This window comes from Paenibacillus vulneris (assembly GCF_039543185.1).
In the GTDB taxonomy this organism is placed as follows: Bacteria; Bacillota; Bacilli; order Paenibacillales; family NBRC-103111; genus Paenibacillus_S; species Paenibacillus_S vulneris.
The window spans coordinates 236,541-262,656 of the sequence record NZ_BAABJG010000014.1; the positions used below are offsets into that span (position 1 = coordinate 236,541).

Annotated in this window: 20 protein-coding genes; 5 read left to right on the forward strand and 15 right to left on the reverse strand. The window is 48.9% G+C overall.

All coding sequences use genetic code 11. The features are described 5' to 3' along the window. Position 1 precedes the first annotated feature (1 nt). A complete protein-coding gene (locus ABEA66_RS13285; protein ID WP_345587899.1) occupies positions 2 to 1,273 on the reverse strand; it encodes an MFS transporter in 1,272 nt (423 codons plus the stop codon). 322 nt (positions 1,274 to 1,595) lie between these two features. On the opposite strand from ABEA66_RS13285, the gene ABEA66_RS13290 reads away from it, so the two are divergent. Continuing rightward, complete coding sequence (locus ABEA66_RS13290) at positions 1,596 to 2,912, forward strand: transcriptional regulator (protein WP_192705527.1); 1,317 nt, start codon at positions 1,596 to 1,598, stop codon at positions 2,910 to 2,912. 164 nt (positions 2,913 to 3,076) lie between these two features. On the opposite strand, the gene ABEA66_RS13295 is transcribed toward ABEA66_RS13290, so the two are convergent. Then, positions 3,077 to 4,105, reverse strand: coding sequence for a globin-coupled sensor protein (locus ABEA66_RS13295; protein WP_306293525.1), 1,029 nt, complete (start codon positions 4,103 to 4,105; stop codon positions 3,077 to 3,079). Between the two features lie 221 nt (positions 4,106 to 4,326). Between ABEA66_RS13295 and ABEA66_RS13300 the strand changes: the two genes are divergently transcribed. Continuing rightward, complete coding sequence (locus ABEA66_RS13300; protein ID WP_345587900.1) at positions 4,327 to 4,893, forward strand: methylated-DNA--[protein]-cysteine S-methyltransferase; 567 nt, start codon at positions 4,327 to 4,329, stop codon at positions 4,891 to 4,893. A gap of 221 nt (positions 4,894 to 5,114) precedes the next feature. Here the strand turns inward: ABEA66_RS13300 and ABEA66_RS13305 are convergent, their stop codons facing one another. The 3 genes from ABEA66_RS13305 to ABEA66_RS13315 all read right to left on the reverse strand — a co-directional run bounded on the left by ABEA66_RS13305 (position 5,115) and on the right by ABEA66_RS13315 (position 8,083). Further along, entirely contained in the window at positions 5,115 to 6,128 is a 1,014-nt protein-coding gene (locus tag ABEA66_RS13305; protein WP_345587901.1) for a LacI family DNA-binding transcriptional regulator, read from the reverse strand. 100 nt (positions 6,129 to 6,228) lie between these two features. After that, on the reverse strand, positions 6,229 to 7,257 hold the full coding sequence (locus ABEA66_RS13310; RefSeq protein WP_345587902.1) for a sugar phosphate isomerase/epimerase family protein: 1,029 nt from the start codon (positions 7,255 to 7,257) through the stop codon (positions 6,229 to 6,231). A gap of 211 nt (positions 7,258 to 7,468) precedes the next feature. After that, positions 7,469 to 8,083, reverse strand: a complete 615-nt coding sequence (locus ABEA66_RS13315; protein WP_345587903.1) for a LysE/ArgO family amino acid transporter — start codon at positions 8,081 to 8,083, stop codon at positions 7,469 to 7,471. Positions 8,084 to 8,230: 147 nt separating this feature from the next. On the opposite strand from ABEA66_RS13315, the gene ABEA66_RS13320 reads away from it, so the two are divergent. The 3 genes from ABEA66_RS13320 (at position 8,231) to ABEA66_RS13330 (ending at position 11,329) form a co-directional block, all read left to right on the forward strand. After that, positions 8,231 to 9,688, forward strand: coding sequence for an aminotransferase-like domain-containing protein (locus tag ABEA66_RS13320; protein ID WP_345587904.1), 1,458 nt, complete (start codon positions 8,231 to 8,233; stop codon positions 9,686 to 9,688). 184 nt (positions 9,689 to 9,872) lie between these two features. Next, a complete protein-coding gene (thiM, locus tag ABEA66_RS13325) occupies positions 9,873 to 10,688 on the forward strand; it encodes a hydroxyethylthiazole kinase (RefSeq protein WP_079910986.1) in 816 nt (271 codons plus the stop codon). A 140-nt stretch (positions 10,689 to 10,828) separates the two neighbouring features. Beyond that, positions 10,829 to 11,329, forward strand: a complete 501-nt coding sequence (locus ABEA66_RS13330; RefSeq protein WP_079910987.1) for a metal-dependent hydrolase — start codon at positions 10,829 to 10,831, stop codon at positions 11,327 to 11,329. Between the two features lie 171 nt (positions 11,330 to 11,500). Here the strand turns inward: ABEA66_RS13330 and ABEA66_RS13335 are convergent, their stop codons facing one another. The 10 genes from ABEA66_RS13335 to ABEA66_RS13380 form a co-directional block, all read right to left on the reverse strand. Continuing rightward, the gene (locus ABEA66_RS13335) at positions 11,501 to 12,031 is read right to left on the reverse strand and encodes a C40 family peptidase (RefSeq protein WP_079910988.1); all 531 of its coding nucleotides are present in this window, start codon (positions 12,029 to 12,031) and stop codon (positions 11,501 to 11,503) included. Between the two features lie 268 nt (positions 12,032 to 12,299). Further along, positions 12,300 to 12,950 carry a TVP38/TMEM64 family protein gene (locus ABEA66_RS13340; RefSeq protein ID WP_345587905.1) on the reverse strand — a complete coding sequence of 217 codons (651 nt, stop codon included), beginning with the start codon at positions 12,948 to 12,950 and terminating at the stop codon, positions 12,300 to 12,302. A gap of 70 nt (positions 12,951 to 13,020) precedes the next feature. Continuing rightward, on the reverse strand, positions 13,021 to 14,445 hold the full coding sequence (locus ABEA66_RS13345) for a HAMP domain-containing sensor histidine kinase (protein WP_345587906.1): 1,425 nt from the start codon (positions 14,443 to 14,445) through the stop codon (positions 13,021 to 13,023). Then, on the reverse strand, positions 14,442 to 15,119 hold the full coding sequence (locus tag ABEA66_RS13350) for a response regulator transcription factor (RefSeq protein WP_079910990.1): 678 nt from the start codon (positions 15,117 to 15,119) through the stop codon (positions 14,442 to 14,444). The genes ABEA66_RS13345 and ABEA66_RS13350 overlap by 4 nt, the downstream gene beginning before the upstream one ends. A gap of 54 nt (positions 15,120 to 15,173) precedes the next feature. Continuing rightward, positions 15,174 to 15,788: a DedA family protein gene (locus ABEA66_RS13355; protein WP_345587907.1), complete on the reverse strand. Its 615-nt coding sequence runs from the start codon at positions 15,786 to 15,788 to the stop codon at positions 15,174 to 15,176. A gap of 238 nt (positions 15,789 to 16,026) precedes the next feature. Beyond that, positions 16,027 to 18,582: a glycosyl hydrolase family 95 catalytic domain-containing protein gene (locus ABEA66_RS13360; RefSeq protein WP_345587908.1), complete on the reverse strand. Its 2,556-nt coding sequence runs from the start codon at positions 18,580 to 18,582 to the stop codon at positions 16,027 to 16,029. Positions 18,583 to 18,800: 218 nt separating this feature from the next. Continuing rightward, positions 18,801 to 20,279 (reverse strand): Lsa family ABC-F type ribosomal protection protein, encoded by a 1,479-nt coding sequence (locus ABEA66_RS13365; RefSeq protein ID WP_345587909.1) that lies wholly within the window; start codon positions 20,277 to 20,279, stop codon positions 18,801 to 18,803. 858 nt (positions 20,280 to 21,137) lie between these two features. Next, on the reverse strand, positions 21,138 to 22,670 hold the full coding sequence (locus ABEA66_RS13370) for a hypothetical protein (protein WP_345587910.1): 1,533 nt from the start codon (positions 22,668 to 22,670) through the stop codon (positions 21,138 to 21,140). A 926-nt stretch (positions 22,671 to 23,596) separates the two neighbouring features. Then, complete coding sequence (locus tag ABEA66_RS13375) at positions 23,597 to 25,051, reverse strand: hypothetical protein (RefSeq protein ID WP_079910996.1); 1,455 nt, start codon at positions 25,049 to 25,051, stop codon at positions 23,597 to 23,599. Positions 25,052 to 25,242: 191 nt separating this feature from the next. Next, entirely contained in the window at positions 25,243 to 26,091 is an 849-nt protein-coding gene (locus tag ABEA66_RS13380; protein ID WP_345587911.1) for a hypothetical protein, read from the reverse strand. Positions 26,092 to 26,116 lie beyond the last annotated feature (25 nt).

Genomic DNA, 26,116 nt, shown 5'->3' on the forward strand with positions numbered 1-26,116 from the left:
ATTATCCTACGAGCTCCGGCGCTCCTTCTTCTTTGGCGATCGCGTCCTTGCGGTCATTCGAATCCGTAGGCAGGCCCGATGTCTTCAGCGTCAGCCCTACGATTAGAGGAACGACCATGGCGACAATCATCACCCAGAACGCCGCTGTGAAGGAGCCGTGATTGACCTGGATCATGTACCCCATGAGAGAAGGCGCAATAATACCGGCAACCTGACCGCCAAAATATACGATACCGGTAGCGGAGCCTACGATTTCTTTGGATAAATACTTCAACGGCATCGTTAAGGTCGGGGTAATGACGCACAGAGTACCGAATGCGGCCAAGCTTTGATAGAACACGACGAATGCGACCGACGGCGCTTGGAACATCAAGTAAATGCATAGACAGGAGATCACAGCGCCCAGCATAATCACATACTTTTCACGGCCGGCCAAAAATTTCTTATCCAGCAGCCATCCGAGCAGCAGTACACCTACAAATGCCACAATGGCAGGGATCGACGACAGTGCTCCCATGGAAACCATGCTGAGATTGCGAACCTTCACGAGGTAAGTAGGCATCCATGAATTCATTCCCCAAGTGACGATACTGGAGCCGAAATACATCAGCATCAATTGCCAGATCAAAGGCTTAGACAACAGCTTGTTGAAAGGCACCTTTACTTTCGCCGTTGATGCGGATATTGTTTTTTCCTGAATCGGCGGTTTCAAGAAGAAGAACAAGATTACGCATGTCAGGAGTCCTACAATCCCGAGCACTAGAAACATATTCTCCCAGCCCAGCTTCGCGATCAGAAAAGCGGATACAAGCGAGCCGAGCATACCGCCGATCGTCGTTGCGGAGGTCAATACCGATTTGGCTCTCGCCCGCTGTTTATACGGGAAAGACTCTGCTACCGCAACCGTACTCGCCGAGGGATAGCTCCCTTCCCCTATACCGAATAAAAACCGGATGACGAGCAGCGCCGTGAACGACCAGGCCCAGCCTGTCATAATAGTGAACAGCGACCACAACAGTGCTGAGGCAAGAATGACCTTCCTCGACCCGAACTTATCGGACAACCATCCTCCGATAGGCTGAATCATCGCATAGCTTAGAAAAAAGCTGCTGAGGATCAGGCCGACCTGGGCTTCATTCAGCCCAAACTGCTTGGAAATAGGAATCGCAGCCACATTAATGGCTATTTTGTCAAAATAATTGATGATCCACGTAAAGCATAAAAGTCCGAGAATTACATACTTATGGTTGCCGACAGCCGAATGGTTTTCCATAGCGCGCCTCCTTGATAGCGTTTTCTTTGAAGTGTGAAGCAGTTACGCAAGTCATCCTCCCTCAAGCCTTTCATGGCCGATTTTTATTTTTGGTCATCTTTTGGACATTTCTTAAAATAAATATAAACTACATTTTTCAATAATGCAATAAGGATGTAACCTTTTATTACACAACATTTTGGATGGAGTGCAGCGTTTTCAATATGGGAGGTTTTTCGCTATAATGAGGAGTAAAGTGAAATGACGGTGTCGAACATTCGATAAAGCTGCTAATCTGCCGCAACGATCATACTATTTCATAAAGTAAGGGGGGCTCGCCCATTTGATTCGATTAGCGGTCATCATTGCACACCAGTTTTTGCCGCGAATGCAAGCAGTGCAACAATCGTTACAAGAACGATGTGAATTGACGATATTGACTTATTCGCAATTGAGCGACACCTGCGAGCATTACAACCGGCATTACGCTCATGTGGACGGCATTATTATCACCGAATTGGGATATCTTTACTTGGAAGAACGATTTCAAGGCTCCTTTGCCGTGCCGACCTATATATACAGAATTAGCGAGGAAGATTTCTATAAATGTCTGTTTCAGCTTAGCGTGGAGCGCAAGGATATTGATTTCTCCCGCGTCTGTATTGATTTTATAATGAGTCATAACGATTACATGGGGCTGAAGCCGATATTGGACCCCGATCATTTTCCGCAAACGTTTCCTTATACCGTTATCACGGATCAAATCTATCAGGAGCTGTCGGACTATCATATCGGGCTCTGGAAGGATAACAAAATCGATTTCTCGATTACCCGCGTCGGCAATATTGTGCCCAAGCTCGAGCAGCACGGCGTGCCGCATATTTATTTGGTTCCGTCCCACAAATCGATCGTTCAGCAGTTCGAGCATATTATTACGGAGATCGAGATGATCAAGCTTGCAGATAATCAGATTGCCATCGGCTGCTTGTCCATTCATAAGCTGAATGAGCTGCCTTCCGCGACGAACGATCTGGAGCTCAAAACCATGCTCCTGCACAAAAGCTTGCTTGAGTTTACGATGGTGGAGAAAATCCCCTTGATCATTCAAAAAACGAATGTCAGCTTCGAGATGATCAGCTCGGCCAAGGATTTGAAGGTCATCACCGACAGCTATACCCGCTGCAAGCTGACGGCGTTCTTGAGCCAGCATGTTCCCTTCGAGGTAAATTTGGGCTGGGGCACAGGCGATACGATGTACAAGGCCCGCATGAACGCACAGCTTGCCAACCAGCAGTCGGCGTCGAGCCCGGTGCGCGGCACATTCGTCATTCAAATGAACGGGCAGGTCATCGGTCCGTTGGGTGAAGAGACGAATCTGACCTACTTAAACGAGGTGAGTCCGCAAATTCAGCGGCTAAGCGAGATGCTCGATATTTCGACGCTGCAGATTCAAAAGATTATGGGGGTTATTACGAAGACGGAGAGCAATGAGCTGACGTCGGAGGAAATCGCTTATCATCTGGGCATCACTATTCGCAGCGCCAACCGGATACTGAATCAGCTGGAGGAGAAGGGCATCGCTCATATTGCATACAAGAAGCAGGAGAAGCTGCGCGGCCGCCCGAAAAAAATATACAAAATCTCTTTTCCTGCAGGCTGATGGAAAGATCCCCTAGCGGGTCAAGCACGATACCACAGACCTTACGCAAAAAGACCGCGCGGTGACATCACCGAACGGTCTTTTTCAACATCATAGGGCTGTAAATCTGAGTGTCCCCTCAAAGGAACTGAATCAGCTTCTTTGTGGGGTTATTTTGTGTATCATTAATTCACTTCACTGGCGCCTTCCAGCCGTTCCAGCTCCACGGTCACCTTCTCGATCAGCTTAACGAAGGAAGCAAGCTCCTTCGAATTGTCGACCTGATGCTTGGAATAGACGGAGGTTTGACCGGAATCCTGTTGGACGCGGGCCAGCGTTTTATGGATATTTTGCAATTTATCTTCTATCGTTCCCAGCGATTCTTTAGTGCTGTAAGCTAGCTTGCGCACTTCATTGGCTACCACCTCAAAGCCTCTGCCCTGCTCTCCTGCTCTGGCTGCTTCGATGGCGGCGTTCAATCCTAACAGATGCGTCTGATCCGCAACTTCTCTGATAATCGTTCCGACCTGGTGGACGGATTCCACCTCTTTGGCCAAATAGGACAGATTCTGATGCGTCTGATCCTGGAACTCTGCGGTTTTGCTTGCGGAGGCCGCAACCGAATCGCTGCTTTCACTCAGCTGTACCATCAAGCTTGCCAATTCCTGAACGGCAGCGCTTACTCCGGTCAGCAGCTGGTTTTGCTGCTCTACCAAGCGTTCGATCTTGGCCTTTTCATCCGTTTCGTATGCTTCCAGCACCAATTGGGAATCCAGATTAAACATCTTACTCAAGGCATGAATGACCTGCCTCCACTCGTTCGGGATCACCTTTTCCAATTTTGCTACCGCAATATCCAAATAGAGCACATAGGTGCCCAAGTACCAATTGGTGGTTAATCCGATCCGTGAATGTACTTTTCCGATGTACAGCCTGCCGGTGATAAATGCTTCATCCAGCACTCCGGAGGTCATGGATAAAAAGTATTGACGCTGGGTTTCTTTCAACCGCTCTAACGTGCTGTGCTGTTGGATGAGCCGAAGAATTTCGGGCTCCCTTGTGATTTGTTGATACAACTCGTCGACCAGGTCATCCACGATAGTGCTGAATTCGTTCTCCTTGCTTTTCAACAGCTTCAGGTCCTCTTCGGTAATACCGATATACTGGATTTGTTTTCTCCGTTCTGCTCCAAGATTGATCACGATGCTATTCAACTACTTTCTCTTTTAGTATAAGGTTGGTTGATGATTCATTTAGGCAAGTCTATTTTTACTATATCGGCAACTTGGGAACTAGGCAATATAGGAACTTTGTACCAGAAAAAGGAATCGTTCTTCCAGCTGATAGACCGGCTTTCGATATCTTGCTTTTCCATTCAAAAAAACGTACAACGGCATGTCCTAGGGGTTATACTGTTCGTGGAGGTGAGGATTTCATGAACTCAAACGAAAATGTCCTGTACTGGACTTTATTGGCATACGGCGATTGGAAGATACACATCGCGGCAACATCGAAAGGCTTGTGCTTTATCGGCTCACAAAATCATCCGTTCACGGAGATGGAGACGTGGGCAAAAAACCGTGTTCCGGAAGCGGAGTGGGTTCGGAACGACTCGGGATTGGAGCTTTATCGAGAGGAGCTGATCCTTTATTTGCAAGGAAAGCTGTCCCAGTTTTCGCTTCCCTTCGATTATGATGGAACCCCGTTTCAGCTCGCCGTGTGGGAGGCTCTTCTCCGTATCCCCTATGGCCATACCCGTACTTACTCGGATATTGCAGATCAGATTCAAAAGCCCGCGGCTGTTCGCGCGGTCGGTGCAGCCATTGGCGCTAACCCTTTGTTGATCGCCATACCTTGTCACCGGGTCATAGGCAAGAATGGCGCCTTAACCGGTTATCGCGGAGGCATCGCCATGAAGGAAAGGCTGCTTCAGCATGAGCGGAACGGAAGGAGCTTGGAGCCCAGCTTACCCGATGCACACACCATGCAGCAGACTTTATGAACAGAGCCTGAGCTAGCTTCAAGTTTCTTGCAGACAAGCTGGTGTGTTATGTGAGGATAGCGGAATCCAGGTGGTACGCTAAAGAGGGATTACTTCGGGGGATGCTGAGCTGTTAGCACAACAACATGGGGGACTGGGTGCCTTTGTTTGGAACGGAACAAGGGGAGCACTCTCTTGACGATCGTCATCCCCCTGCTCCAGCTCATAAATAGAAAAATACATCAGCGGGCTCCGCAGGTGTTCCTAATTTCCAGAGACGGTTCGATTACGATACGTTCCGGCTTCCTCGAAGACAGCTTATCCTGTTCGGCAAGCAGCTCGAACATGAGATCCATAGCAGATGTCGTTAGCTGCTCGACTTTGAAGGCAACGCTAGTGAGCGGTATTTCGGCATATCGGGCCGCCTCCAGGTTGTCAAATCCGACAATCGCCATGTCTTCGGGCACGCGCATACCACGCTCACGGCACCAGCGAAGCGCTCCGAGCGCCAAATAATCGCTTGAGGCCAGCAGTGCAGTTACGTTATGGGCAGGCAGTAGGGCATCCGCCGACAAATACCCCTGCTCGTAGGAATAGCTGTCGACAGTAACCACCAGCTTAGGGTCAAATTCCAAACCATGATCTTTTAAAGCCTGCTGATATCCCATAAACTTCTCCATATTGCCTGATCCGCCATGAATGAAGCCGATGCGGCGGTGACCTAATTGCGCCAGGTGGGACGCTGCAATATATGCGCCCTTAAACTGGTTCATATAGACGGAATCGCTTGCTGGTTCATAGCTTCCGCCGGACAGCAGCACGATCGGGATATTCACATCGCGAACTGTCTTGATTTTGTCCTGGTTTTGTTTGTTGGTCGGAAACAGGAAGATGCCGTCCACTTGACGGGACACCAGGATGTCCAGTGCGTAGGACTCATAATTTTTGTCGCTGTCCGTCGTCATCAGCATCATATTGTATCCTTTTTTAATCAACTTCCGCTCAATCGTCTGTGCGGTTTCAATTTGAACGGGATTCATAATATTCGGTACGATAAATCCGATGATGTTGGTCTTTTTCTCAACGAGAGATCGCGCTATGGTATTCGGGATATAGTTCAAGGCTTTGGCAACCTGGTGCACCTTTTGCCTTGTTTCTTCATTGATCCGTTTGCTGTTTTTGAGTGCCAAAGATACGGTGTTGATGGATAATCCAAGCTCTCTGGCGATATCCTCCTGGCGCGCTCGCCTGGTCATTTTCTTTCACCTCTGAATGTTTCCGCTGCTTAGTTCGACATTATTTTCCGTAGGTTATATCATTCTGCATAGAGCCCCCCGTTTCCTTCCTGCGCAGGGATCATGAATATGATTTCGTTTTTTCCGAAGCTTCACGCAGCTGGGCAAGGAATTGCTTCACCTGCTCATACGGAGGCTCCGGCAGCTGCTGCGGATGGTTCTCGTCTCCGTTGACCCATAAGGTTTCGATTGGGATGTATCCCCGATAATTACTTCTGCGTATACGCCGAAACAGCTCCTCCAGGTCAATGAATGGGTCCGTATTCGATCCGGCCGGCTTGCGCTTCACCTGGAAGTTCACCGTATAAGGCAGTACGGCTTCGATGTCGTCATACCAATCGTAATTCAACCCGGTAGGCTGCATAAAGCTTCTGAAGAAGCCGGTATCATTGATTAAGCCTAGATTCGGATGATCCGCCCACTGAAGAATGCGAATGACTTGATCCGCCGTGCATACCATGTCCCCATGATTCTGCATCCCGACAACGACCCCTTTACCCGCCCCATACTCGGCACATTCCTTCAGGGCCGGAACGATTCTTTCCCTGGCTATCGCTTCCCAGCCGAATTGGTGTATATCCTTCGGGACCGCGCCGTTGAATACCCGCATAACAGGGGCCCCCATCTCGGCAGCCACATCGATCCAATATTTCGTCCTTTGAATATCGAGCAGCCGTCTTTCTTCATTCGGGTCGGCAAAATCATTCTTTACCCCTGTCCCGCTGATAGCGATTCCAAGCTCGGCACACAGCAGTTTGATCTGTGCTGCATAGCCGAAAATTTCTTCGTCCGGTCGGGTAGGCATCGTCGAATTGTCATAACCGGGAATGTAGTAAGCAGTAACGTCGACTGCGTCAAAGCCCGCTTCTTTCGCAAACCGGATCACCTGCATCGTGTCGATAGGAGGCGCTCCATCCGTAGTCCCGTTGATCCAGGAGTTCAGATTATGGCTGAAGCTGTAAAAATTAAGCCCTAGTTTATAGTCGCCTTGGTAATACGCCCCCTTCGGAAGGTCCGCCAAATAACGGCTGGTCGGGATTTGCTTGTAAACCGGTGAAGACGCTTTTGGATTATGCTGAAGGCTGCTCATGTCCATGCTCCTCTCGGAAATAATATTAACGTTAATATTAAAATGGTATAGGATAGCAATCCCCCTGTCAACGGTATGCGCAGTAAACTTTTTTTGCCTTACATAGGGGTTGGGCAAGCTCCTGCTGCAAAAGGAAGGACAGCCGATGGAACCGTTCGGCAATCCTGTTGTACCTTTGGCTGCTTGTCCACTTCTTTACGTCATCAGCAGCTCATGGAATAAGTCGCAGCATCATATAGATGGCGGTCCCCAAGATCATCACCGCGGAAGCCTTATTCAATAGTCTCATCCCGCCGCCGGACTTGTCCGCTCTTCTCATCAAGCTTCCTGCTGTGCATAATCCGATGAACCACAGCCAGGACACCAAAAGCACGGCTAAAGTAAATATGGCTCTCTCTGCTCCTGCATACTGCAGCGAATTCATTCCGATTACGACAATCGTATCCATAATGGCATGCGGATTCAATAACGATACGGAGGCTGCGAACAGCACCTGCTTCCGCACTCCATCATAGCTTTTATCCGGGTCCTGGGTCCGGGTTTGGTCGCTTTTCCATGTCTGCCATCCCATATAGAGAAGGAATAGGATGCCTGCGCTTAGCATAATGACTTCAAGCCATTCGAATGCCAATACGGCGGCAGAGACTCCCAGTACGGCGAGAATAACGAGCAGATTGTCGCATATAGCGGCCGTTAGTACGGACGGCATAGCCCGAATCAGACGCGGTTGATTGGCTCCTTGATTGAAAATATACAAATTTTGTACCCCGAGCGGCAGAATCAATCCGCCCGCCAGGATCACCCCATGGATCATCGCTTCTAGCATGGTATTCCTCCAGTTCAACATGATGCAGCTGCGTTACCCGGTCTATTGTAGGACAAGAGTCGGCTCTTGGCTCCATCCATTTGGATGGATAAGAGACCAACCAAGTCGTATAATAAGCTAAAGCTCATAGTGACCGGAGGAATCGTTGTGACCCTGCAAGTCGAATGGCAGCCGGACCGCAAATCCGACCTGCCCCTGCATTATCAGATCCTTATGCATATCAAAAACAAAATCATACGCGGAGAATGGCCTGTCGGAACGAAAATTCCGTCGCAGAGACGGCTTGCCGCCGAATACGGCGTGAATCGGAGCACCATTGTCATGGCGCTTGACGAGCTGGCAGCAGACGGCTTCTTAAGGGGGAATCGCGGAGGCGGAACCGTCGTGGCGCATTCCCGTGAAGAGGAACCGGATTCCACTCCCCCTCCGGATTGGCTCTCTTATGTAAGCTCGGGAATTCAATCCTCTAATATCCCGATCATCCAGGAAATCAATCAAGCCGAGTTCCGTAAAGACGTGATACGCCTCGGAACGGGAGAGCTGGCTCCCGACTTGCTGCCTTATAAGGAAATGAGAGCCGTACTGCAAGCATTAACCAAGGAATCAATGCCGCTCGGCTACGAGGAGCCTAAAGGAAATGCGGGACTTAGACAGCTGATCTCGCAGCATGTAGAAGGGTACGGCATTGATGCCTCCCCTTCTTCGATATTGATCGTTTCCGGCGCCCTGCAGGCGCTGCATCTCCTATCTATCGGTCTACTGCACAGGGGATCGACGGTCCTGCTTGAAAAGCCGTCGTATCTGTACTCCGTCCCTATTTTCCAATCAGCGGGAATGAAGCTGGCCGGCGTTCCGATGGATCGTGAAGGGATACGGGCAGACCTGATTCCGATGATCAAAAAACAGCATAACGGCGCCCTGTTGTATACCATACCCACCTTTCATAACCCTACAGGGACGGTCATGTCCCGCAATCGGAGAGAGCAGCTTCTGCAGGCTTGCATTAAGGAGGGGCTTCCGCTGATCGAGGACGATGTATACCGGGAGCTATGGATGGATGCCCCGCCCCCTATGCCCTTGAAGGCCGCGGATTCCGGCGGTCATGTTTTGTATCTGGGCAGCTTTTCAAAATCTGTAAGCCCGGGACTCCGAATCGGCTGGATCATTGGACCTGAGCCCGTTATCGATCGGTTGGCAGACATTAAAATGCAAACGGATTACGGAGCAAGCTCTCTCTCCCAAGCTGCCGCCGCCCAGTGGCTGGCAAGCGGTTTGTACCAAGAGCATATCCATGCGTTAAGACAGCAGCTGCAATACCGCAGGAGCATTGCCGTCTCTGCGCTCGAGAAGCATTTCGGGGACTTGGCGCAGTGGGAAGTCCCTGCCGGAGGGTTTTACATTTGGCTTCACCTTACCCCAACGGTGCCTTTAAAATCCTTGTTTACGGCAGCTCTGAAAGAAGGAATTTTACTTAATCCCGGCCATTTATATGAAGGGGAGCCTAGCGGGCATCTGCGTATTTCTTACGCCTATGCATCCTTGCATGATTTGGAGACAGGCATCTATCGGTTGGCCGTGCTGGTCAAGCAAATGTTGAGAGCATAGGAATCAGGCTCTATCCAACTTTAAAACCCTTAATGCCGCTCCGCTCGGCCCCTTTCAAGTTCTTCGCACATCGGTATTCGTTAATGTTAAAATAGATAAAGAGTTCCAACACCCAACACCCCATGCAAAATCCCGCGATCCGATGTACCTCATCGGGATCTGGAAAGATAAGGAGACCAAATCAATGGACAAGCAGAACATAATTCATACCTTGGACAAGGTGAGAGCCTCCAGTCCTTTGGTACACAATATTACGAATGTGGTCGTAACCCAGTTTACGGCAAACGGCCTGCTGGCCTTGGGGGCTTCCCCTGTTATGGCTTACGCCAAAGAAGAAGTCGCAGATATGGCCCGCATAGCCGGGGCATTGGTGCTGAACATCGGAACCTTGGACGAGACGGTGGTGGAAGCTATGCTCATAGCGGGACGTTCCGCGAACGAGCATCAGGTTCCGGTTATTTTTGACCCCGTTGGCGCCGGAGCCACTCCTTACCGGACGGAAACATCCCGCCGGATCATGAAGGAGCTCAAGGTATCCATCCTGCGCGGGAATGCCGCAGAGATCGCCAACGTCATCGGCGAAGCGTGGAATATCAAGGGCGTTGACGCTGCGGGAGAAACGACCGAGGATATCGGCTCGCTCGCGATGCGTGCTGCGCAAGCTTTCGGTTGTATCGTTGTCGTTACGGGCGCAGATGATTATGTCAGCAACGGCAGTGCCACCTATAAGATCAGCGGGGGGACACCGCTGCTGACTCGGGTTACGGGAACAGGCTGCCTGCTGACTTCCATCATCGGTGCATTCGCAGCTGTGGAACCTGATTATATGCTCGCTGCGGTCTCCGCATTATCCTTCTACAGCGCGGCAGCAGATGCCGCGGTTCAAGCCTCCGCAGCTGACAAGCCCGGGACGTTCCAAACGGAACTATTGAATCAGCTGTACCAGATGAACGGGACGGAATGGAGCAAGTATCTATCGGTCAGCCAAATCAACGGATAATCCTCAGATCAAGTTATCTTTAGAAAAACTAAGTCTAGAGAACGATGCGCCCTCCGCTGTTTTATGATATTCTGGGTTGGTTATACGAACGTATGTACGCCAGTCTGACATCTTAGAACTGAATCGGAGGGTTAATCATCATGCTTCAACGAACACATGGAGTAGCGGGAGTCGTAGCCGCGGAATGCGTGCTGCAGTACTTCCATATTCCGCTATGGTCATGGGAGACGGCCGGAGCCGTCCTTCTGGGCTGCTTTGCAGGTCCCCTTGCCGATATCGACAAGCCGGGATCGGTTATGGCCAAATTATTTTTTCCGCTATCCGCCTTGTTAAAAGCCTTGCATATTCATCACCGTACCTTGACACATTCCATTCTGTTCATGGCATTGCTAGCGCTTGCGGCAGAGCCTACGAACCCGTTGTATTATTGGACATTCTTATTAGCTTATGCCTCCCATCCATTCATCGATTTATTTAACGAGCAAGGAGTCGCGCTGCTATGGCCCATCCGCAAAAAAATCCGGCTGCTGCCCAAGTTTCTGGCTATTGACACAGGGTCCCGCGCGGAGGATGTGTTTCGTTTGGTGCTGGTCGGCATAGGGCTGTGGCTTGTCATTCGCTACGCACTTGCCGGCATGTAGCCGGCAAGCCAATCGCAAAAAGAAGAGCGAACATGAGGTACGTACCAGTACCTGTTCGCTCTCTTATTATTCACAGAAACGCCGACAAGGCTGCCGATCCTGACCGGCAACCTCGTCTTCATTGATCCTATTTGATTGTTAACTTCTTGCAAATGAGATTGTCGGCAATTTTTAGCTATGAAGAATTCTTTTGGCGTACACCAGCTTGTTGGCAAACCATGTTCCTTCCATCGGCTCAAAGGTGACTTTGCCTCGTCCTCCGCCTTCCTGAAGGACATAGTGCTTGCCGTTAATTTCTCCCGCGTACAGACCTACATGAGCGCCGCCGCCTGCATCCTCCGAATTAGCGAAAAACAGCAGGTCGCCGACCTTCAGATTTTTGAATTTATTATGTTTATCGATGGGAACCGGAGTACCTAACGAGGTCGTGTAACGCTGCTGTCTGGATGAGCTGCTGAACTTAATGCCAAGCGCTTTGTTGTATACCCAAGCGGTAAAATTCGAGCAATCGAAACCAACGCCCGGCTTCATCGTTCCATATTTCCAAGGGACTCCCAGCTGCGTTTTCCCTACTTCAATGAGCTTCTTCTGCTGTGCAGTTACGGATTGCTGCGAGGTAGCTGTTGCTGCTGTTGCTGAAACCGTTCCCAGAGAACTAAACATCAAAGCGGCGGCCACCATAAGCGACATGATTTTCTTCATTCATTCATCTCCTCACTAGATATCATGGTTTTCAGTAGAGCAGAGCGGAGAATGTACATTCTCTTCCATCATCCTGCGATCGCGTCTTCCCAACTGCCGCATGATATTGTACCGAGTCAGTACCGGCAGATAACCTCTCTTATGTATCTCCCTCCTTCCGCTCGTTAAGTATAGTTTAGTAAAATGAGATTTTAATGAGAAACTTGGGACCCGCAGGATGGTAATGTGTGCCATAGCTTGGAGGGGACCGATTCGATAATGGAAGGAATCATACGGTTTCCTTTCTTTTTTTGACATAGAGACCGATGGCATAGAGTGCAACAAATACAACGCCTCCGATAATCCCCCATTTTAACGAGCCCTGCCTGACACCGGCGTAAAGGCTGCTCACGGCAATGGTATAGGGTAGGATGCCTACGGCTGTTGTCCATATAAAAACCCATAGCTTCACCTGTAATAGCCCCGCAGTATAATTCACCAGATGATATGGTACCAGCGGAACAAACCTGAGGAGCAGCAGTCCGAAGGTTTCCTGCTTATGTAACAGCTCCTTCACTTTATCCAGGAAGGGACGCGCCAGCTGCCCAAAGAAGGGTCTGGTGATCCACTTCGCCAAATACATAGCGCCAATAGCCCCCAAAAGCCCGCCGACCCAGGAATAGACACCGCCCCATACCGGGCCGTAAATTTCCATCAGGACGATCGAGGTGAACTCTCCGGGGACCGGCAAAATATTGACTATGGTTTGGATCATGACACCAATGAGAATTCCTGGCGCCCCCATTTGGCGGATCGACCTAAGCATGCGCTGCGCCGCCCCAATATGCAGCAAATATAAATAAAAGGCGATAACTGCAAGGATAAGCACGATACTAATCACACTAATAAGCCGCGTACGGGTTGACGGCTGCTGTTTCATAGACAGGTTCACCTCATTCAGGCAATCATTGCCTTTAGGGTTTCCCGATCAGCAATCTTCATTCCCCCCGTTATCCTTCACTTATAGGAACAACTAACGGAAACGACAGGGTGACCGTGGTTCCTTCCTTCTCCCGGCTGTCTATCGTAATCCCACCGCCGTTACGCTCCACCAGGCGCTTGGCAATCGCCAGGCCTAAGCCTGTCCCGCCCTGCTCCCGGCTTCTTGCCTTGTCCACCCGATAAAACCGGTCGAACACGTGAGGCAATTCCTCCGAAGGAATCCCCATTCCCTGATCGCGGACTTCCACGAGCATGCTGTCGTCTTGTATCCTGCCATGTAAGGTGATCGTCGTGCCAGAGGCGGAATATTTCACAGCATTGTCTAGCAGAATAAGCAGCACTTGCTCCAAATGCTGCGGCACTACCTTGATCATGATCTCATCGCTTATCGAGCCAAGCTCGATTACAAACCGTTTCTCGGGATGGAGTACGGCAAATCGCTTGACTGTCCGCTCCAGCAAGCGTACCGGCTTCAGCCATGCTATCTCCTCCGAAGGAAGCTCGTTTTCCGAACGGGTAAGGGTAAGCAGCTCTTGTACAATCCCTTCCAGCCTATGCAGCTCCTGCAGCGAAGCCATTAACGATTTGTCGAGGATCTCGGGGTCGTTTTTTCCCCAGCGGTCGAGCAGAGAGAGATGACCCTTCATAATAGCGATCGGAGTGCGCAGCTCGTGGGAAGCATCCTCGACGAACTGTTTTTGCTGCTTGAAGGAGGTTTCCAATTCACTCATCAGATCATTGAATAATGCGGCAAGCCGGCTCAGCTCGTCCTTGGCTTGATGCTGCTCAACCCGCTCGTGAAGTCCTTTTTGTTTCACATTCCGAATGGCGTCAGCCAATGACTGCACCGGTTTGAGAAATTGGTTAACCAATAGATAGCCGCCAAGCGCACTTAACAGAACGGAGCTGCAGCCCGCCAAGATCATCACCCAAAAAATCATGGCCGAAAATTGATCAAACGTCTCCAGATTGTTTACGATTTCAATCGTACCGCGAAAATCACCGGAAATCAGCGGGCTTCGCATAACCAGAAGGTGATCCTCAAAATGCCAGGCGCTAAGAAGGATATCCCGATCCGTCGTTTCAGGAGTCACATAGGATTCGGGCAGCTGGTCAGTCACGGTTACGATGGGATCTCCTTGCCGATTGAGAATTCGGATCAATTGATTCTTCTCATTCAGCTTTTCCAAAAAGTAGATGCTGTTGCTGATTTTATTTTCATTGAGCGGACCTTTTTCCTGAAAATAGTCCACCAGCTGAGCCATCGTTTTTTGAATGGAGGCTTTCTCCTGCTTGACCATCCATTGATGAACGGCCGCATACTGGGCAAAATTGTACGCCGTGAATAAGACGATAAGCATAAACGAAGACCATAGCACCATTTTCCACCTGATAGTCAGCCCGGAAATCCATTGCCGAATCGTTCTCATCATCTCATCACATACCCGATTCCCCGCACAGTTTCGATAAAACGGTTCCTCCCGTTCGGATCCAGCTTATTTCTCAAATAACGGACATATACATCCACCACGTTCGTCTCCACTTCGGAATCAAACCCCCATACCTTCTCTAACAGCACGTCGCGGCTCATCACAATGTTCGGGTTTTGAACGAAAATAGCGAGCAGATCGAACTCCCGCTTCGTCAGCTCGATCGGTTCGTCGCCTCTCATTACTCGCCGCGCTTCCAAATCGACCACGATATCGTCGAAGGAAATCAGCTGCCGGGCTTCAGGCTCATCCGCCATATCTACTCTGCGAAGCAATGAACGCATCCGGGCCAGCAATTCCTCGATCGCAAAAGGCTTCGGAATATAATCATCGGCACCGCTATCCAGCCCCGATACCCGGTCAACTACGCTATCTCTAGCGGTTAACATAATAATCGGCGTATTCTTGACGGAGCGGACCCTGCGGCATACTTCCAGACCATCCAAGCCAGGCAGCATAATATCAAGGAGGATCATGTCCCATTCCTGACCCAGCGCCAGCTCTACTCCCTCCCGCCCGTCGTTAGCAACCGTAACGGAAAAAGCTTCGTGCTGAAGCTCCAGCTCGATAAACATCGCCAGATTTTTCTCATCTTCAATAAGCAGCACTTTCTTCATCCTTCAGCTCTTCCTTTGCATCTTCATTCGACGTTGCATCGGCATCCTAGTGCCTTAAGCCTTTTTATCCTTGATTGGCTTTACCTTAAAGACGGAGGTTTTGTAACAGATTACGGCAGCGCCAAGTAGCAGCAGGAACAGAGCTACCGGAAGAGGATGATGGATGAGCTTCAGCAAAGAATGCCAATGCTGCCCCAGTCTCTGGCCTGCAAAAGTAAACATGCCGACGAAGCCAAGGCTGCCGAGAAGGGTCGCACCAAGGAACGAAGCAAGCCGCATTCGTCCCGCTCCGGCAATAAAAGGAGCAAGATGACGCAAACCAGCTACAAAAAAGCCGCTGACGATGAAAATCGGCCCCAGCGTTTCGTATTTCGCCGACCATCGGTTCCATTTTTCCTCTGTAAGATGAATCCATCGCGTGACCCGGCTTATTCTACGGAGGCCAACATAGCGTCCTAGCGTATAATTCGTGAGCATACCCAATACAGTACCTATCCAGGCAAAGGCGATAATGCCCTCCATCGACAGATGAGTCTGGGCTGTTATCGACCCGGCGAACAAGAGCAGAAATTCAATAGGGATCGGCAAGCCTATAATACCTAAAGCCATGGACAGCAGAACGGCTGCATAGCCATAATGCTGAATGAATGCCAACAGGAACTCCCTCATTGTGCGTTCCTCCTTCCTTTGTCCATCCAGTATAGATCACTAATATGAAAAACTGATGAGAAACCCCGAGTCGAACCCAATGCAGTTATTTTTCCATGATTGGCTCCCATTATGCTCCAAACCAAACTTGTCGGGGGACAGAAAAAAAGCCGCCCGATTCCACAGGCAGCCTAGTGTTATAATCTTATAAATTTTATGTTGATATGATAAAATCGCGCGCGCTTCTTGACAGCTAAACTTATGTCGGAAGCAATTCGACTTCATCGCCCTGCTTGGTTTCGAAAATCAAGAGCGAGCCTTCCAGCGTCACCGTCTGACCACCCTTATAAGCTAAAGTGACCGCAGCTTCACCCCAAGGATTTCTAATACGGCAGGTTCCTCCGAGCGTCGATCGAAGATGCACAAACGCTACGTTTCCGCTGCGTATGGAGGAGGTCACATTAAAGCCTCCGCGGCACCATAAGGAGAAATCCGCTTCCCAATCCGCGGGGCATGCGGGGAAGAGGCGAATGACAGGGTCCTTGCCCGGTCCGGCCGGCAGACTTTGGCAAAGCGCCGCTTGTAAGGCCGCCGCGGCATTCCCTAACCGTTGGATGCTGATGCAATTGACTCCCTCACGAACGGTCAGCCGGTTCTCAAAATGCTTCACCCTGCCTGTATCTGCAAAATAGCAGTAATCCCGCTCCGCGTTGACGCAGTCTAATTGTGCCAATATCACCTGCTTAAAGGGCTCCGCCAGACCCATATGTGCAAGCACCCGTCCGGTCCCTGACATTTCATGTGCCGCCCGGCTCCAATCCTGGCCGATAGTATTCTCGTAGTACTTGATCGTAGCCATAGTAGTTTCAAACAAGTCCGGATGTTCATGAGCGGTCTCAAGCGAGGATAGATCGCCAAAACGTCCCGGCTTCAAATCGATATGGCTCTTGTTATCCAGCACCGGCCCGATGGCTCCGACCCAAACAGCCGGCTCGCCCTCCCCGGTTCTTAACACGGCATCGGGATGATCGCTTCGCGGCAGAGGAGCAAGGTTGTCATATAGCTCCTGCCAAACCGGTCTCAATTCCTCATCCACATTCAATAGCTCCGCGGCCTTCAGCAAAATCGGAAAGATCGTATGCATCGCCGCCATGGAATCCATCGTATCGGTACCGTCATAATATTTTTCATCACTAGTCGTATGATACATGTGATAGGTTCCGTCCTCATCCTTCTGCAAATGAGAAAAATGGCGGAAAAACTCGGCGGTCCCTTTGATGATAGGATAAGCCCGCTCCCGCAGCCAGGCTTCATCTTGGGTATATTCGTAGTACAGCCAGTAATGATAGGCAATCCCGGCTTGGGTGCCGAACATATGGGTCGTAAAGCCGTAAGGGCCGAAGCCGCGCTCTACATACTCAAATTGGCCGTTCACATACTTCTCGAGATATCTCCAGTTCCAGCGGCTTTCGTGAGGCCGCTTGGTGTCGGCGAATGCCCGGAATCGATCGGACATTTGATCCCATGGCTTCCGGAGCAGGTAAAGCTCCCTCATCTCCTCCGCGATATCCTCGGGCAGCTCCTCCATTCCGTTAAAGGTGACCACTTCAGGAATATAGATGCCCTGGCTTCCCCACTGCTGCTCCGCCGCTTTGGCACATGAATCATACATCCCCGAATACATATGGAAATATGGCTGAAACAGTTCATAGTGCCCAGACGGAAGCACGGCGTTGTAATACAGATTCATGTTGTTCCACCAGTGCATGGCCCCCCAATGCCTCAGATCTCCGCGGGGACTGAGCAGCATCCCTCCAAAATTCGGCGGGTACTTCGATCCCCTGGAGTTGGACGCCATCAAGTACAAATAATAGGTGTAGTGAAGCTCTATCCGTTCTGCGGCACCGTCTTCGCTGCTTAAGCGGATATAGGAGGTTTCCCAAAACCGGTTCCACCAGGCTTTATGCTCCTGCAGCAAACGGTCGTATCCTGTTTGCATTGCCTGCTGTACTTGTCCTGCAGCCGCAGCAATGACATCCTCCGCTTCGTCAAAGCTGGCAGCGCTGCCGATGAATATTTCGAATGCGCCCTGACCGGGCTTCACACATAGGCGCATCTCGGTCTCATTAGGCTGGCCGATAACCTGGCTCTTCCGGTATTGCTGGACCGGCTCCCGTCCTCCCAATTCATCGTTCATCCGCGCTCTGGCTTCCCGCCCATGAATCCCGATCACAACGGCAGAGCTGCAGTAATAGCCTCCTTCCCGAAACACCTGCTTGAGTACGATCAGGTCACCCGCCATGCTCAGGGTCGATACAGCTGAATGATTCTTGGTGACGACCTCCGCAGGACGCAGCATTTTCAGCTTGATGTTGATCCCCTGGGGGTCCTCCCTCTCGTCAACCACTCGGATACCGAAGGCATCCTGGTGAGCAGAGGCAAAAGCTTCTGCCTTGACCCCCTCTCCCTGAATCGTTGCGGTACCCTCATATACGCTCAGGTGCTGATTGATACTCCCATCCTTAAATACGTCATCCCCATAATCGACAAAATCAATATCCACAAAGGCGCATCCATAGGCATAATCCATGTGCCTTTGATTAAAGCTGCTCGTATGACAATCATTGGCGTACACATCCGCCCGGTTGACCTGGAATTTCAATGCAGACGGTGATGTCCACAGCAGGCTTCCCATTCTGCCGTTGCCTAATGGCAGTCCGCCTTCACTTCGCTTTACGGTATGCTCATAATGCAAGTCTGCACGGGTGACAAGCTCGCGATAAGGTATAGTTGCTGCGTCGACCTTCCTTGTCATATTAGAACACACTCCTCATGTACAAAATGATAGCCACTATTGTATGCGCTTTCCACCATTACTATTGTAGTACAATCCCATTAGATGGGAATGTCCTATCTAAAGATGTTTTTGTACATTACTAACAACCTTGCTGTTAAAAGCTTGGACTCACGTCTTCCAGGCATGAGGAGCCTCCATTAAAAAAGAGCCCGTCATTCCCGACGGACTCCTTCCATTTAGAGCTCTATAGTCTTGGTGGCGATATGGCTGCAAAATTCCCTGTCATGCTCTACGAATAGAATGGTAGGCGCGTGCTCCAGCAGCAGCTCTTCGATTTGCATGCGTGAGATGACATCAATGAAATTAAGCGGTTCGTCCCAGATGTGCAAGTGAACCTTCTCACACAGACTTTTGGCTATCAGCACCTTTTTCTTCTGGCCCCCGCTAAAGGCCGACATATCCTTTTCGAATTGGATTCTGGAGAAATCCAGCTTTCTCAAGATCGATTTAAACAGACTCTCGTCAATCCCGTGGGTTCTGGCGTAGTCCGACAAATTGCCCTTTAAATGGGAAGTATCCTGAGAAACATAAGATATGGCAAGCTGGCTTCCCTTACGGAAGGTGCCGGAATAATCCATAGGTTCGCCGCAGATCAGCTTGATAATGCTTGATTTACCCGAGCCGTTCGGACCGGAAAGAGCAATTCGTTCTCCCTGCTCGATCGTAAAGCTGATATCCTGGCAAGCCACGCTCTCCCCGTAATAAATCGATACATGCTCCAGTTCGACGAGCTGGTTTTTGTGATAGACAAGCTGAGAGAGCTTTAAGCTGTCGGAGCTTTCGATATTTTTCAGCAGCTGGGATCTTTCCTCTATGGCCGCTTGCTGTCTCTGCTCGATGGACTTGGAGCGTTTCATCATTTTGGCAGCTTTGTGGCCGACATAGCCTTTATCTACCTTGGAGCCGGAATTACGGGTGCCGTTTTTCGTCTTCTCCACCTCATCCGACCAGTGGCTGGTGCGTCTTGCCGCGTCGGACAACCGTTTGATGTCTTTTCTTAACTTCTCGTTCTCCGCAAGCTCGTATTGGTCCTGCCTCTGTTTGTTTTCCCACCAATCGGAGAAATTCCCTTTTTGAATCTCTATGCTGGTTTTGTTGATGGAAAGAATATGATCGACGCAGTTGTCCAGAAACGATCTGTCGTGCGATACGAGAATGAACCCGCTTTTGGTTTGAAGATAATCGCTGACAAGCTTTCTGGCGTGCATATCCAGATGGTTAGTCGGTTCGTCAATGAGCAGGAAGCTGTTCTCCTTAAGAAACAAAGCCGCCAGCAAAACCTTCGTCTGCTCGCCGTTCGACAAGGAGGCAAAGGGACGATATAACACATCCTCCGAAACCTTCAACAAGGAAAGCTCACGTACCAGCTCCCAATGCTGATAGTCGGGATAGATGCTGCCGACGATATCGAGGGTGTTCTGCTCCTTATCCTCCACATGAAACGGGAAATAGTCAAAGCTTACATTAGCCGAGATACGTCCGGTGTATTCGTATTTGCCCAGTAACAGGTTTAAAAACGTCGTCTTGCCCCGGCCGTTTCTTCCTGTAAACCCCAATTTCCAGTTCGTGTCTATTTGTAAGCTTACATTCTCAAATATGTTATCGTAGGTACCCTCATACGCAAACGTCAGATTACTAATTTGGATTAATGACATAAATGGATCATCCTCCTGTATGCCCAAAATAAAAAGCTGCAAGAAAGTTACCCCTCCCGCAGCTCAAATACATACAACAAATCCAACCCGATCGCAGGGCTAGATAAGGAGATATCGATTGAGTTGAAAGGATAAGTAACTTTCTCGCCAATAACTAATAAACCATCGCTTGTACGGTGGCATTAGTATACTTAGCAGCAAGAAAATTACTTAATCATCCGTTTCAACTCCTGTCATTAATTTACATGCATTGTATCACAGCACTCCGGATCATTTCAACCTGTAAGAAATCCAAATTCGTATGAATCCGGTCTTCTTATACTCTTACTAATAAGCATCTCTTAAATAATAAAATCTCTTATGGAGTCCAGAAACCCCCTTACACCAAGCGATGGAAGCGATTTTTTCAGGCAAATACAGAAGAAATCGTGGATAACTAGACGAAAACAGAACCTTTTAACTAATGACGAGAAGAAAACAGATGAATTTTTATACAACAAAACGAATAGACAATTCATCCACCGAATCGCGATGGATTACCTATGATTTCCTATGGTTATCCCCTGTGTACAACTTCTCCCAAGAAGATATTCTGTTTTTATATTGCAGGTCCCTCATCCATGGGCTCTGGTTATTTTAGATACTCCCATGACGCAGGGTATCCTCATCCATTTATCTGTTTTTATATTCAAAGGGATTGATGCTGCCCTCTTTTCCTACGGTTCGAATGCCTAAGTAAGCCGAAGTGAATAAATATTCGATGGGCCTGGAAATAAAAAAAGTCCGGACCCTAAGTTGTCCAGACAGCAAGTGAAGCACGAACAGCCCTCTTTCTTCATGATTTTGAAAAAAAGAGAGCTAGTGACTCGGACTATAAAGTTGTGCTATGAGCTCCTCCACTTTGAAGCCGTGAGGAACATCGGGGATAGGCTCCCATTTCGGCAATTGCCGGATTTCGTCCAGCATCCATTGCTTTACTTCATGAGGAGCTTCTCGATGCAGCTTCTGGAGAGCTCTCTCTTCTAACATCCGGTACTCCCGGAGGTCTACCTGCAGCTGATAAGCATAGGCATGAATGTCTTCCGCCGCTTCTCTTCCCATCCATCGCTCCAGCTGTTCATTCCCCCGTTTATAACCGACCGGACTCAGTACGGGCATACGGCTGTATTGCCGGACAAGAATAGGCTTGGCTGCCTGGCAGAGCTTGCGGAAGGTGTTGAGATCGAACCGGCTCATCGCCGCTGTAAACTCGGTAGAGCGCTGATCCCAATCGTCCAGGCTTTTTGGAGCAATGAACGAATAAATTCCTGTTTTCTTGGCGATATCCAAATAAATGGCCATGCCTTTATTGTGAACCTCTTCCTTTATAAAGCGGATAAAGTCCACAGGAAAAACCAGATGCTTGCTGTGCAGCTCTTTTATTTTGAGCAGAACATAGCGTATGAACGAATGGCTCTTTTTCTTCAAAATATTGACGAGCTGGATGATCGTTTGACCCTCATTATGCTCCTCGAGCTCTCCGATCCCCAGCCTGCTTAGCTGAGCTTTAATGAACGAGGCCACCCGTCGGTAAGTCTTCTTCGGCTTAATCACTTCATGATAGAGAGTACCCTTTTGCTTCGGGATAATAAAATAAGGATTGATGGCATAAGAGGCTTTGTAATAGCCGGTAGAATTGGGCTTGATTATGGAGTTCGGCGCGAACAAAGGCTGCCCGTCCCATACCGGCGTACGGGTTAATACATCCAACAATTGCTGGATCTGATTGAGATTCGTTTTATGCAAATAGCTGTAAAGCCCTCCGTCTTTTCCGTCGGCGCGCAAATTTTTTTCCAGCACCTTGGAGGGGTTATCGTTTTGCTGCGCGGCACCTTCCAAATACCATTTTTGGGCAGCCAAAGGAAGCTTGTAAAAAGCTTGGGTAAACACCGCAGGAGGCAGCAGGAAATAATAGCCGATCGTTTCCGTATCGTCTTGAAGATATTCGTTTAGCGTGTAATGATAGGTCCCCGTGATTTCATCCTTCACAAGCTGAAGCAAGCCGTGCTCTACGAATTTTTGAAAAGAGACATAGAACTGATCGTTCGTAACCGGCTCTTCAAATAATTCCGCCTGCTTTTGATAAATCCGGTTGCGGTTGCAAAAGTCCAGCTTCCCTTTCGTATTGAAAACCGTCTGGACGGTAATAAAGAGCTGAATATCGGATTTGGTTATATGATGAAGCAGCCTGCCACGGCCGTCTCTTCGGATTTGAAATTGATCCCGGTTATACTCGTACTGTTCCTCAATTCGTTTGAAGGCATGAAAGAACCGGTAACTGACTGCTACAGGATGGGTTGGCTGGAGGTGGACCCTGCCCTTTGGATTATTTAAGAATGCAAGCTGTTTCAAGCAGGGAAAACCTCCTTCGTCCGTCGTTCACAAATTGCCTTCCCTGCCTCATAGATTTTTATGAAGAGTTTTGGTAGAATAGTAGAAAAGGCAATAGTTAAATAGGCCTCTATACCTTCTGATTTTTTCAGAGGATATAGAAGCTGAATGCATGTGGATTCGATCTTTATCGTTGGTAGCGGCAGGGATCGACTCCGGCTTGTCTTTCTTTGAAACCTGAGCATTGGTAGTGCTCGGTGTGAAATGGAATGTTGGTAGCATTCCATTTTGTAAAGCTTCCATGGTATGTGGAGGCTTTTTTTCTTTTATGCTGGTATTTTTATGTTGGTATCATAAAAATAATTTTATCCACATGTGGATAACACAGTATTCGACAAGATCCATTATAGCAACCTTGGTAATATCATGTAAGGGTTCATAGAGTACGCGTATATTGTAAAAAACGTATGATTTCTAGGCGGAAGTCGAGTACGCGTATTTGGTAAAAACCGAATCGTACCTTATATAGCGCGGAATCTATTTCTTTATAGCCATTTGATAAAAAAATATAGCGAAGTATGGTACGTGATTCATGTAAAAACCAAAGTTGAAGTACGTGTTTTCGGTAAAAATGATAATAAGGTACGCGATTTTCGTAAAAAATATAGCTTTTGGGGCCCCGTTTTCTCTATTCGATGCCCAAACAGCGGGAGGAAAGCGTTTTAAAGGGTACGCTTATTTAGTAAAAAGCTCATGAAACGGTACGCTAAAATGGTAAAAAGCATATTTTCGGTACGTGATTTTGGTAAAAAGCAAAAGCTAGGTACGCTACTTTCTTAAAAACTGGACGCAAAAATCGTAAAAAGATAAAAAAAGAGGGCATGCCCTGGGGCATCCCCTCACTTTTTACATTGATAAAGTACGTCAATATTGTAAAAAGTAAAATGCTATTGAATGAGTGACGGAGTAGACCCCGCTGTAAAAAAGTCGGCTTTTTCCGATTCCGTTACAGGGGTCAGGATGATTTCAAACCCGTTCCCTACCCTCTTATAATCATTTATTAAGATGTTGGCTTCTTTAAATTCCTGGAGGGAAGCATCAATTTGCTTCAGGTTGCTGTCAATGCGTTTGGAACGGAAGCGAATCCGGTCGGAGAAGAAGCTGTACTCAAAATTTTGCTTCATTTTGCGTCCTTGCAGATAAGCATCGAGACGCTCCTTCTGAAAAGCATAGATTAAAATCTTGGACAGCCGGTTCTCCAGACGGTGAATAAAGTGACTGTAGATTTGTACCGTTTGCTTCGTAATGAACTGCTGGTGGAGCGTGTCCGAGAACTTGATCTCGGCATACCGCCGGCCTGTCGCATCTTCCTTCGAAACGATGACATATTCAAATAAGTTGTACAGGAAGGTCGTTTTGGTCTCTTTATTAGGTCCTGTCGTTCTTCCTTCCAGACTGAAGCGGCCGATTTTTTGCAATCGCTTTGTAATTAAATCGTAGGCCTTCTGACTGGTATTCCCGTAGATTCGCGTCAGCAGCGGACGGATATCGAATGCGATGGTTTTGTCCGTGTAAAACCGTTCCGACCGGTGCTCGATGATATGCTCCAGGATCTCTGAATCCGTTTCGTCGAGCAAGAACATTTTATCCAGCTGCACTTCCTCGTTCTCTTCGATGGAGATGAAGGAGCGGAGCACCCGGTTGTCGCTCATTTTATAGTCATCATAAATGATGGTTGCCTTTTGCTCGGAATCGAACAGCACGTTTCCTTTTAATTTGGCTTTCCCGTCGGCAAAAATCGGATTATCAATTAAATCCTTAAAGCGGTGGGTAATCCAGTTGCGGGGCGCATTCTTCAAAAAATCAGCGATGATATACACAAGATCGTTCTCAAATGCTTTCTCAATCTGGTATTGCTGCTTGGATTCCAGATAAGGGTAATCCGTAAGGCGGGTCTCGGTATCATTGGCCCAGGCTTCGATCTCTGCCAGCCGGTTTTGTACGAAGCTGGATTCATCTTTAATATTTTTGAGCATTTCTTTAAAGCCCGCATCGGCGCTTTTGCTGTCGAGGAATTGCAGCAGCACTTCCCGTTCCTCATGAATACTGGTATTATTTTTGCTCTCTACCTCTTTTTTCAGCTGTTTATACCAGTTTTTTTTCGTCAGCTGGCGCCGTCTGTGATAGGTAGACTTGATCTCCAGCAAATCGACTACATCATCGTCATTAAAGAAAATATTATTCATAATGTTGCGGATGTAGTTTTCAATCGATAGAGCGGCATCACTATCTTCTTCGTCCTTGTGGATCAGCTTAAGAAGCCGTTCCCTTGTTTTCTCCCCAATAAGAACTAGCAGTTCATCAAATATGAATCGAGGAATTTCTTGTATTTTCACGCTCACGGAATCTCTCCTCCCCCGATCATTTTGGCTACTTCTATTTTATAATTTCCAGCGCAAATAAACAATGGGATTTACCAGAATCGCGCGAGGCTTGTCTGCTATTTTTTCTAGCTCATTCTACTGGGTTATGCTAGCGTTATAACAGAACAAGCTCTTCCGGTTTCGACGGAAAAGCTTGTCATCTAGTACAGCTATAAATGACATAGAGAGTAACCGAAGCGCTGTTCGCTCAAGCGGCTCAGCAGCTCAGCCGTTCTCTCCCCGCTCAGCAGGCCCGGCTGGTCGATGACAAGCGCGCAATTGCCCGCTCCGAGCGTATGTTGAAAGTCCAGATCCCAGAACCCGTAGGACTTGCCTGTATCAGGGTCCTGCCAGGTTGCCGAAGGATTATCCACCCACGCTTCAATAAATGAGGACCAATCGGCCACCTCTTTCCCGCCGTCCCTGGTGACAGGCTCGCAGAAGTTTTCCCCTGCATGTACGGTAATGGTGTCCCCGTAATCTTCAAACCAAAGCCCCTTGCATTCCCCGTACCGGATCAATGTATGATGCTCGTCATAAAAGCCGACGGGCTCAAGCTGCTCGCCGAAGCAAAAGGAATAATATAGAGGACCGGGGACAAAGCGGGTTGGGGAATCAAACGTAAAATGCTCCGAAATCCATCCATTGTCGCGCAGCTCCTGGATCAGAACCGGTATGCTGAGCGCATCGCCATCGTAATAGCCCGCCGGAGTACGCCCCCTTCTGCGGTCATGAGCGAAATAGTAGGAATGCGGCACAATCCCTGCCTGCTTGAGGCCGTCGATGAAGGTACGCAAATCCAGCGGATCCGGAAAAGGAATGCCTGAAGCATAAGAAGTGAGCCCATGCTCCTGCACCACGATGCTTTGCCAGAGCTCCCATAGGGTCGTCTCGGCAATGCAATTGCCCTTCGGCTCTTTCCAGAAGCCGTAACGAAGCAGCTCCCGCTGCAGCTTCTGCAAATCCGGCTTCGGCAAGAGCGGATCGCAGGGAAATACATACATAAAGTGTTCCGACATCAGCTTTCTCCTGCTTTAGCGTCGT

Excerpts from the sequence above, each read along its gene's own strand:
- ABEA66_RS13285 (WP_345587899.1), bottom strand. The coding sequence starts at position 1,273 with ATGGAAAACCATTCGGCTGTCGGCAACCATAAGTATGTAATTCTCGGA.
- ABEA66_RS13300 (WP_345587900.1), top strand. The coding sequence starts at position 4,327 with ATGAACTCAAACGAAAATGTCCTGTACTGGACTTTATTGGCATACGGC.
- ABEA66_RS13305 (WP_345587901.1), bottom strand. The coding sequence starts at position 6,128 with ATGACCAGGCGAGCGCGCCAGGAGGATATCGCCAGAGAGCTTGGATTA.
- ABEA66_RS13310 (WP_345587902.1), bottom strand. The coding sequence starts at position 7,257 with ATGAGCAGCCTTCAGCATAATCCAAAAGCGTCTTCACCGGTTTACAAG.
- ABEA66_RS13315 (WP_345587903.1), bottom strand. The coding sequence starts at position 8,083 with ATGCTAGAAGCGATGATCCATGGGGTGATCCTGGCGGGCGGATTGATT.
- thiM (WP_079910986.1), top strand. The coding sequence starts at position 9,873 with ATGGACAAGCAGAACATAATTCATACCTTGGACAAGGTGAGAGCCTCC.
- ABEA66_RS13330 (WP_079910987.1), top strand. The coding sequence starts at position 10,829 with ATGCTTCAACGAACACATGGAGTAGCGGGAGTCGTAGCCGCGGAATGC.
- ABEA66_RS13335 (WP_079910988.1), bottom strand. The coding sequence starts at position 12,031 with ATGAAGAAAATCATGTCGCTTATGGTGGCCGCCGCTTTGATGTTTAGT.
- ABEA66_RS13340 (WP_345587905.1), bottom strand. The coding sequence starts at position 12,950 with ATGAAACAGCAGCCGTCAACCCGTACGCGGCTTATTAGTGTGATTAGT.
- ABEA66_RS13345 (WP_345587906.1), bottom strand. The coding sequence starts at position 14,445 with ATGATGAGAACGATTCGGCAATGGATTTCCGGGCTGACTATCAGGTGG.
- ABEA66_RS13350 (WP_079910990.1), bottom strand. The coding sequence starts at position 15,119 with ATGAAGAAAGTGCTGCTTATTGAAGATGAGAAAAATCTGGCGATGTTT.
- ABEA66_RS13355 (WP_345587907.1), bottom strand. The coding sequence starts at position 15,788 with ATGAGGGAGTTCCTGTTGGCATTCATTCAGCATTATGGCTATGCAGCC.
- ABEA66_RS13360 (WP_345587908.1), bottom strand. The coding sequence starts at position 18,582 with ATGACAAGGAAGGTCGACGCAGCAACTATACCTTATCGCGAGCTTGTC.
- ABEA66_RS13365 (WP_345587909.1), bottom strand. The coding sequence starts at position 20,279 with ATGTCATTAATCCAAATTAGTAATCTGACGTTTGCGTATGAGGGTACC.
- ABEA66_RS13380 (WP_345587911.1), bottom strand. The coding sequence starts at position 26,091 with ATGTCGGAACACTTTATGTATGTATTTCCCTGCGATCCGCTCTTGCCG.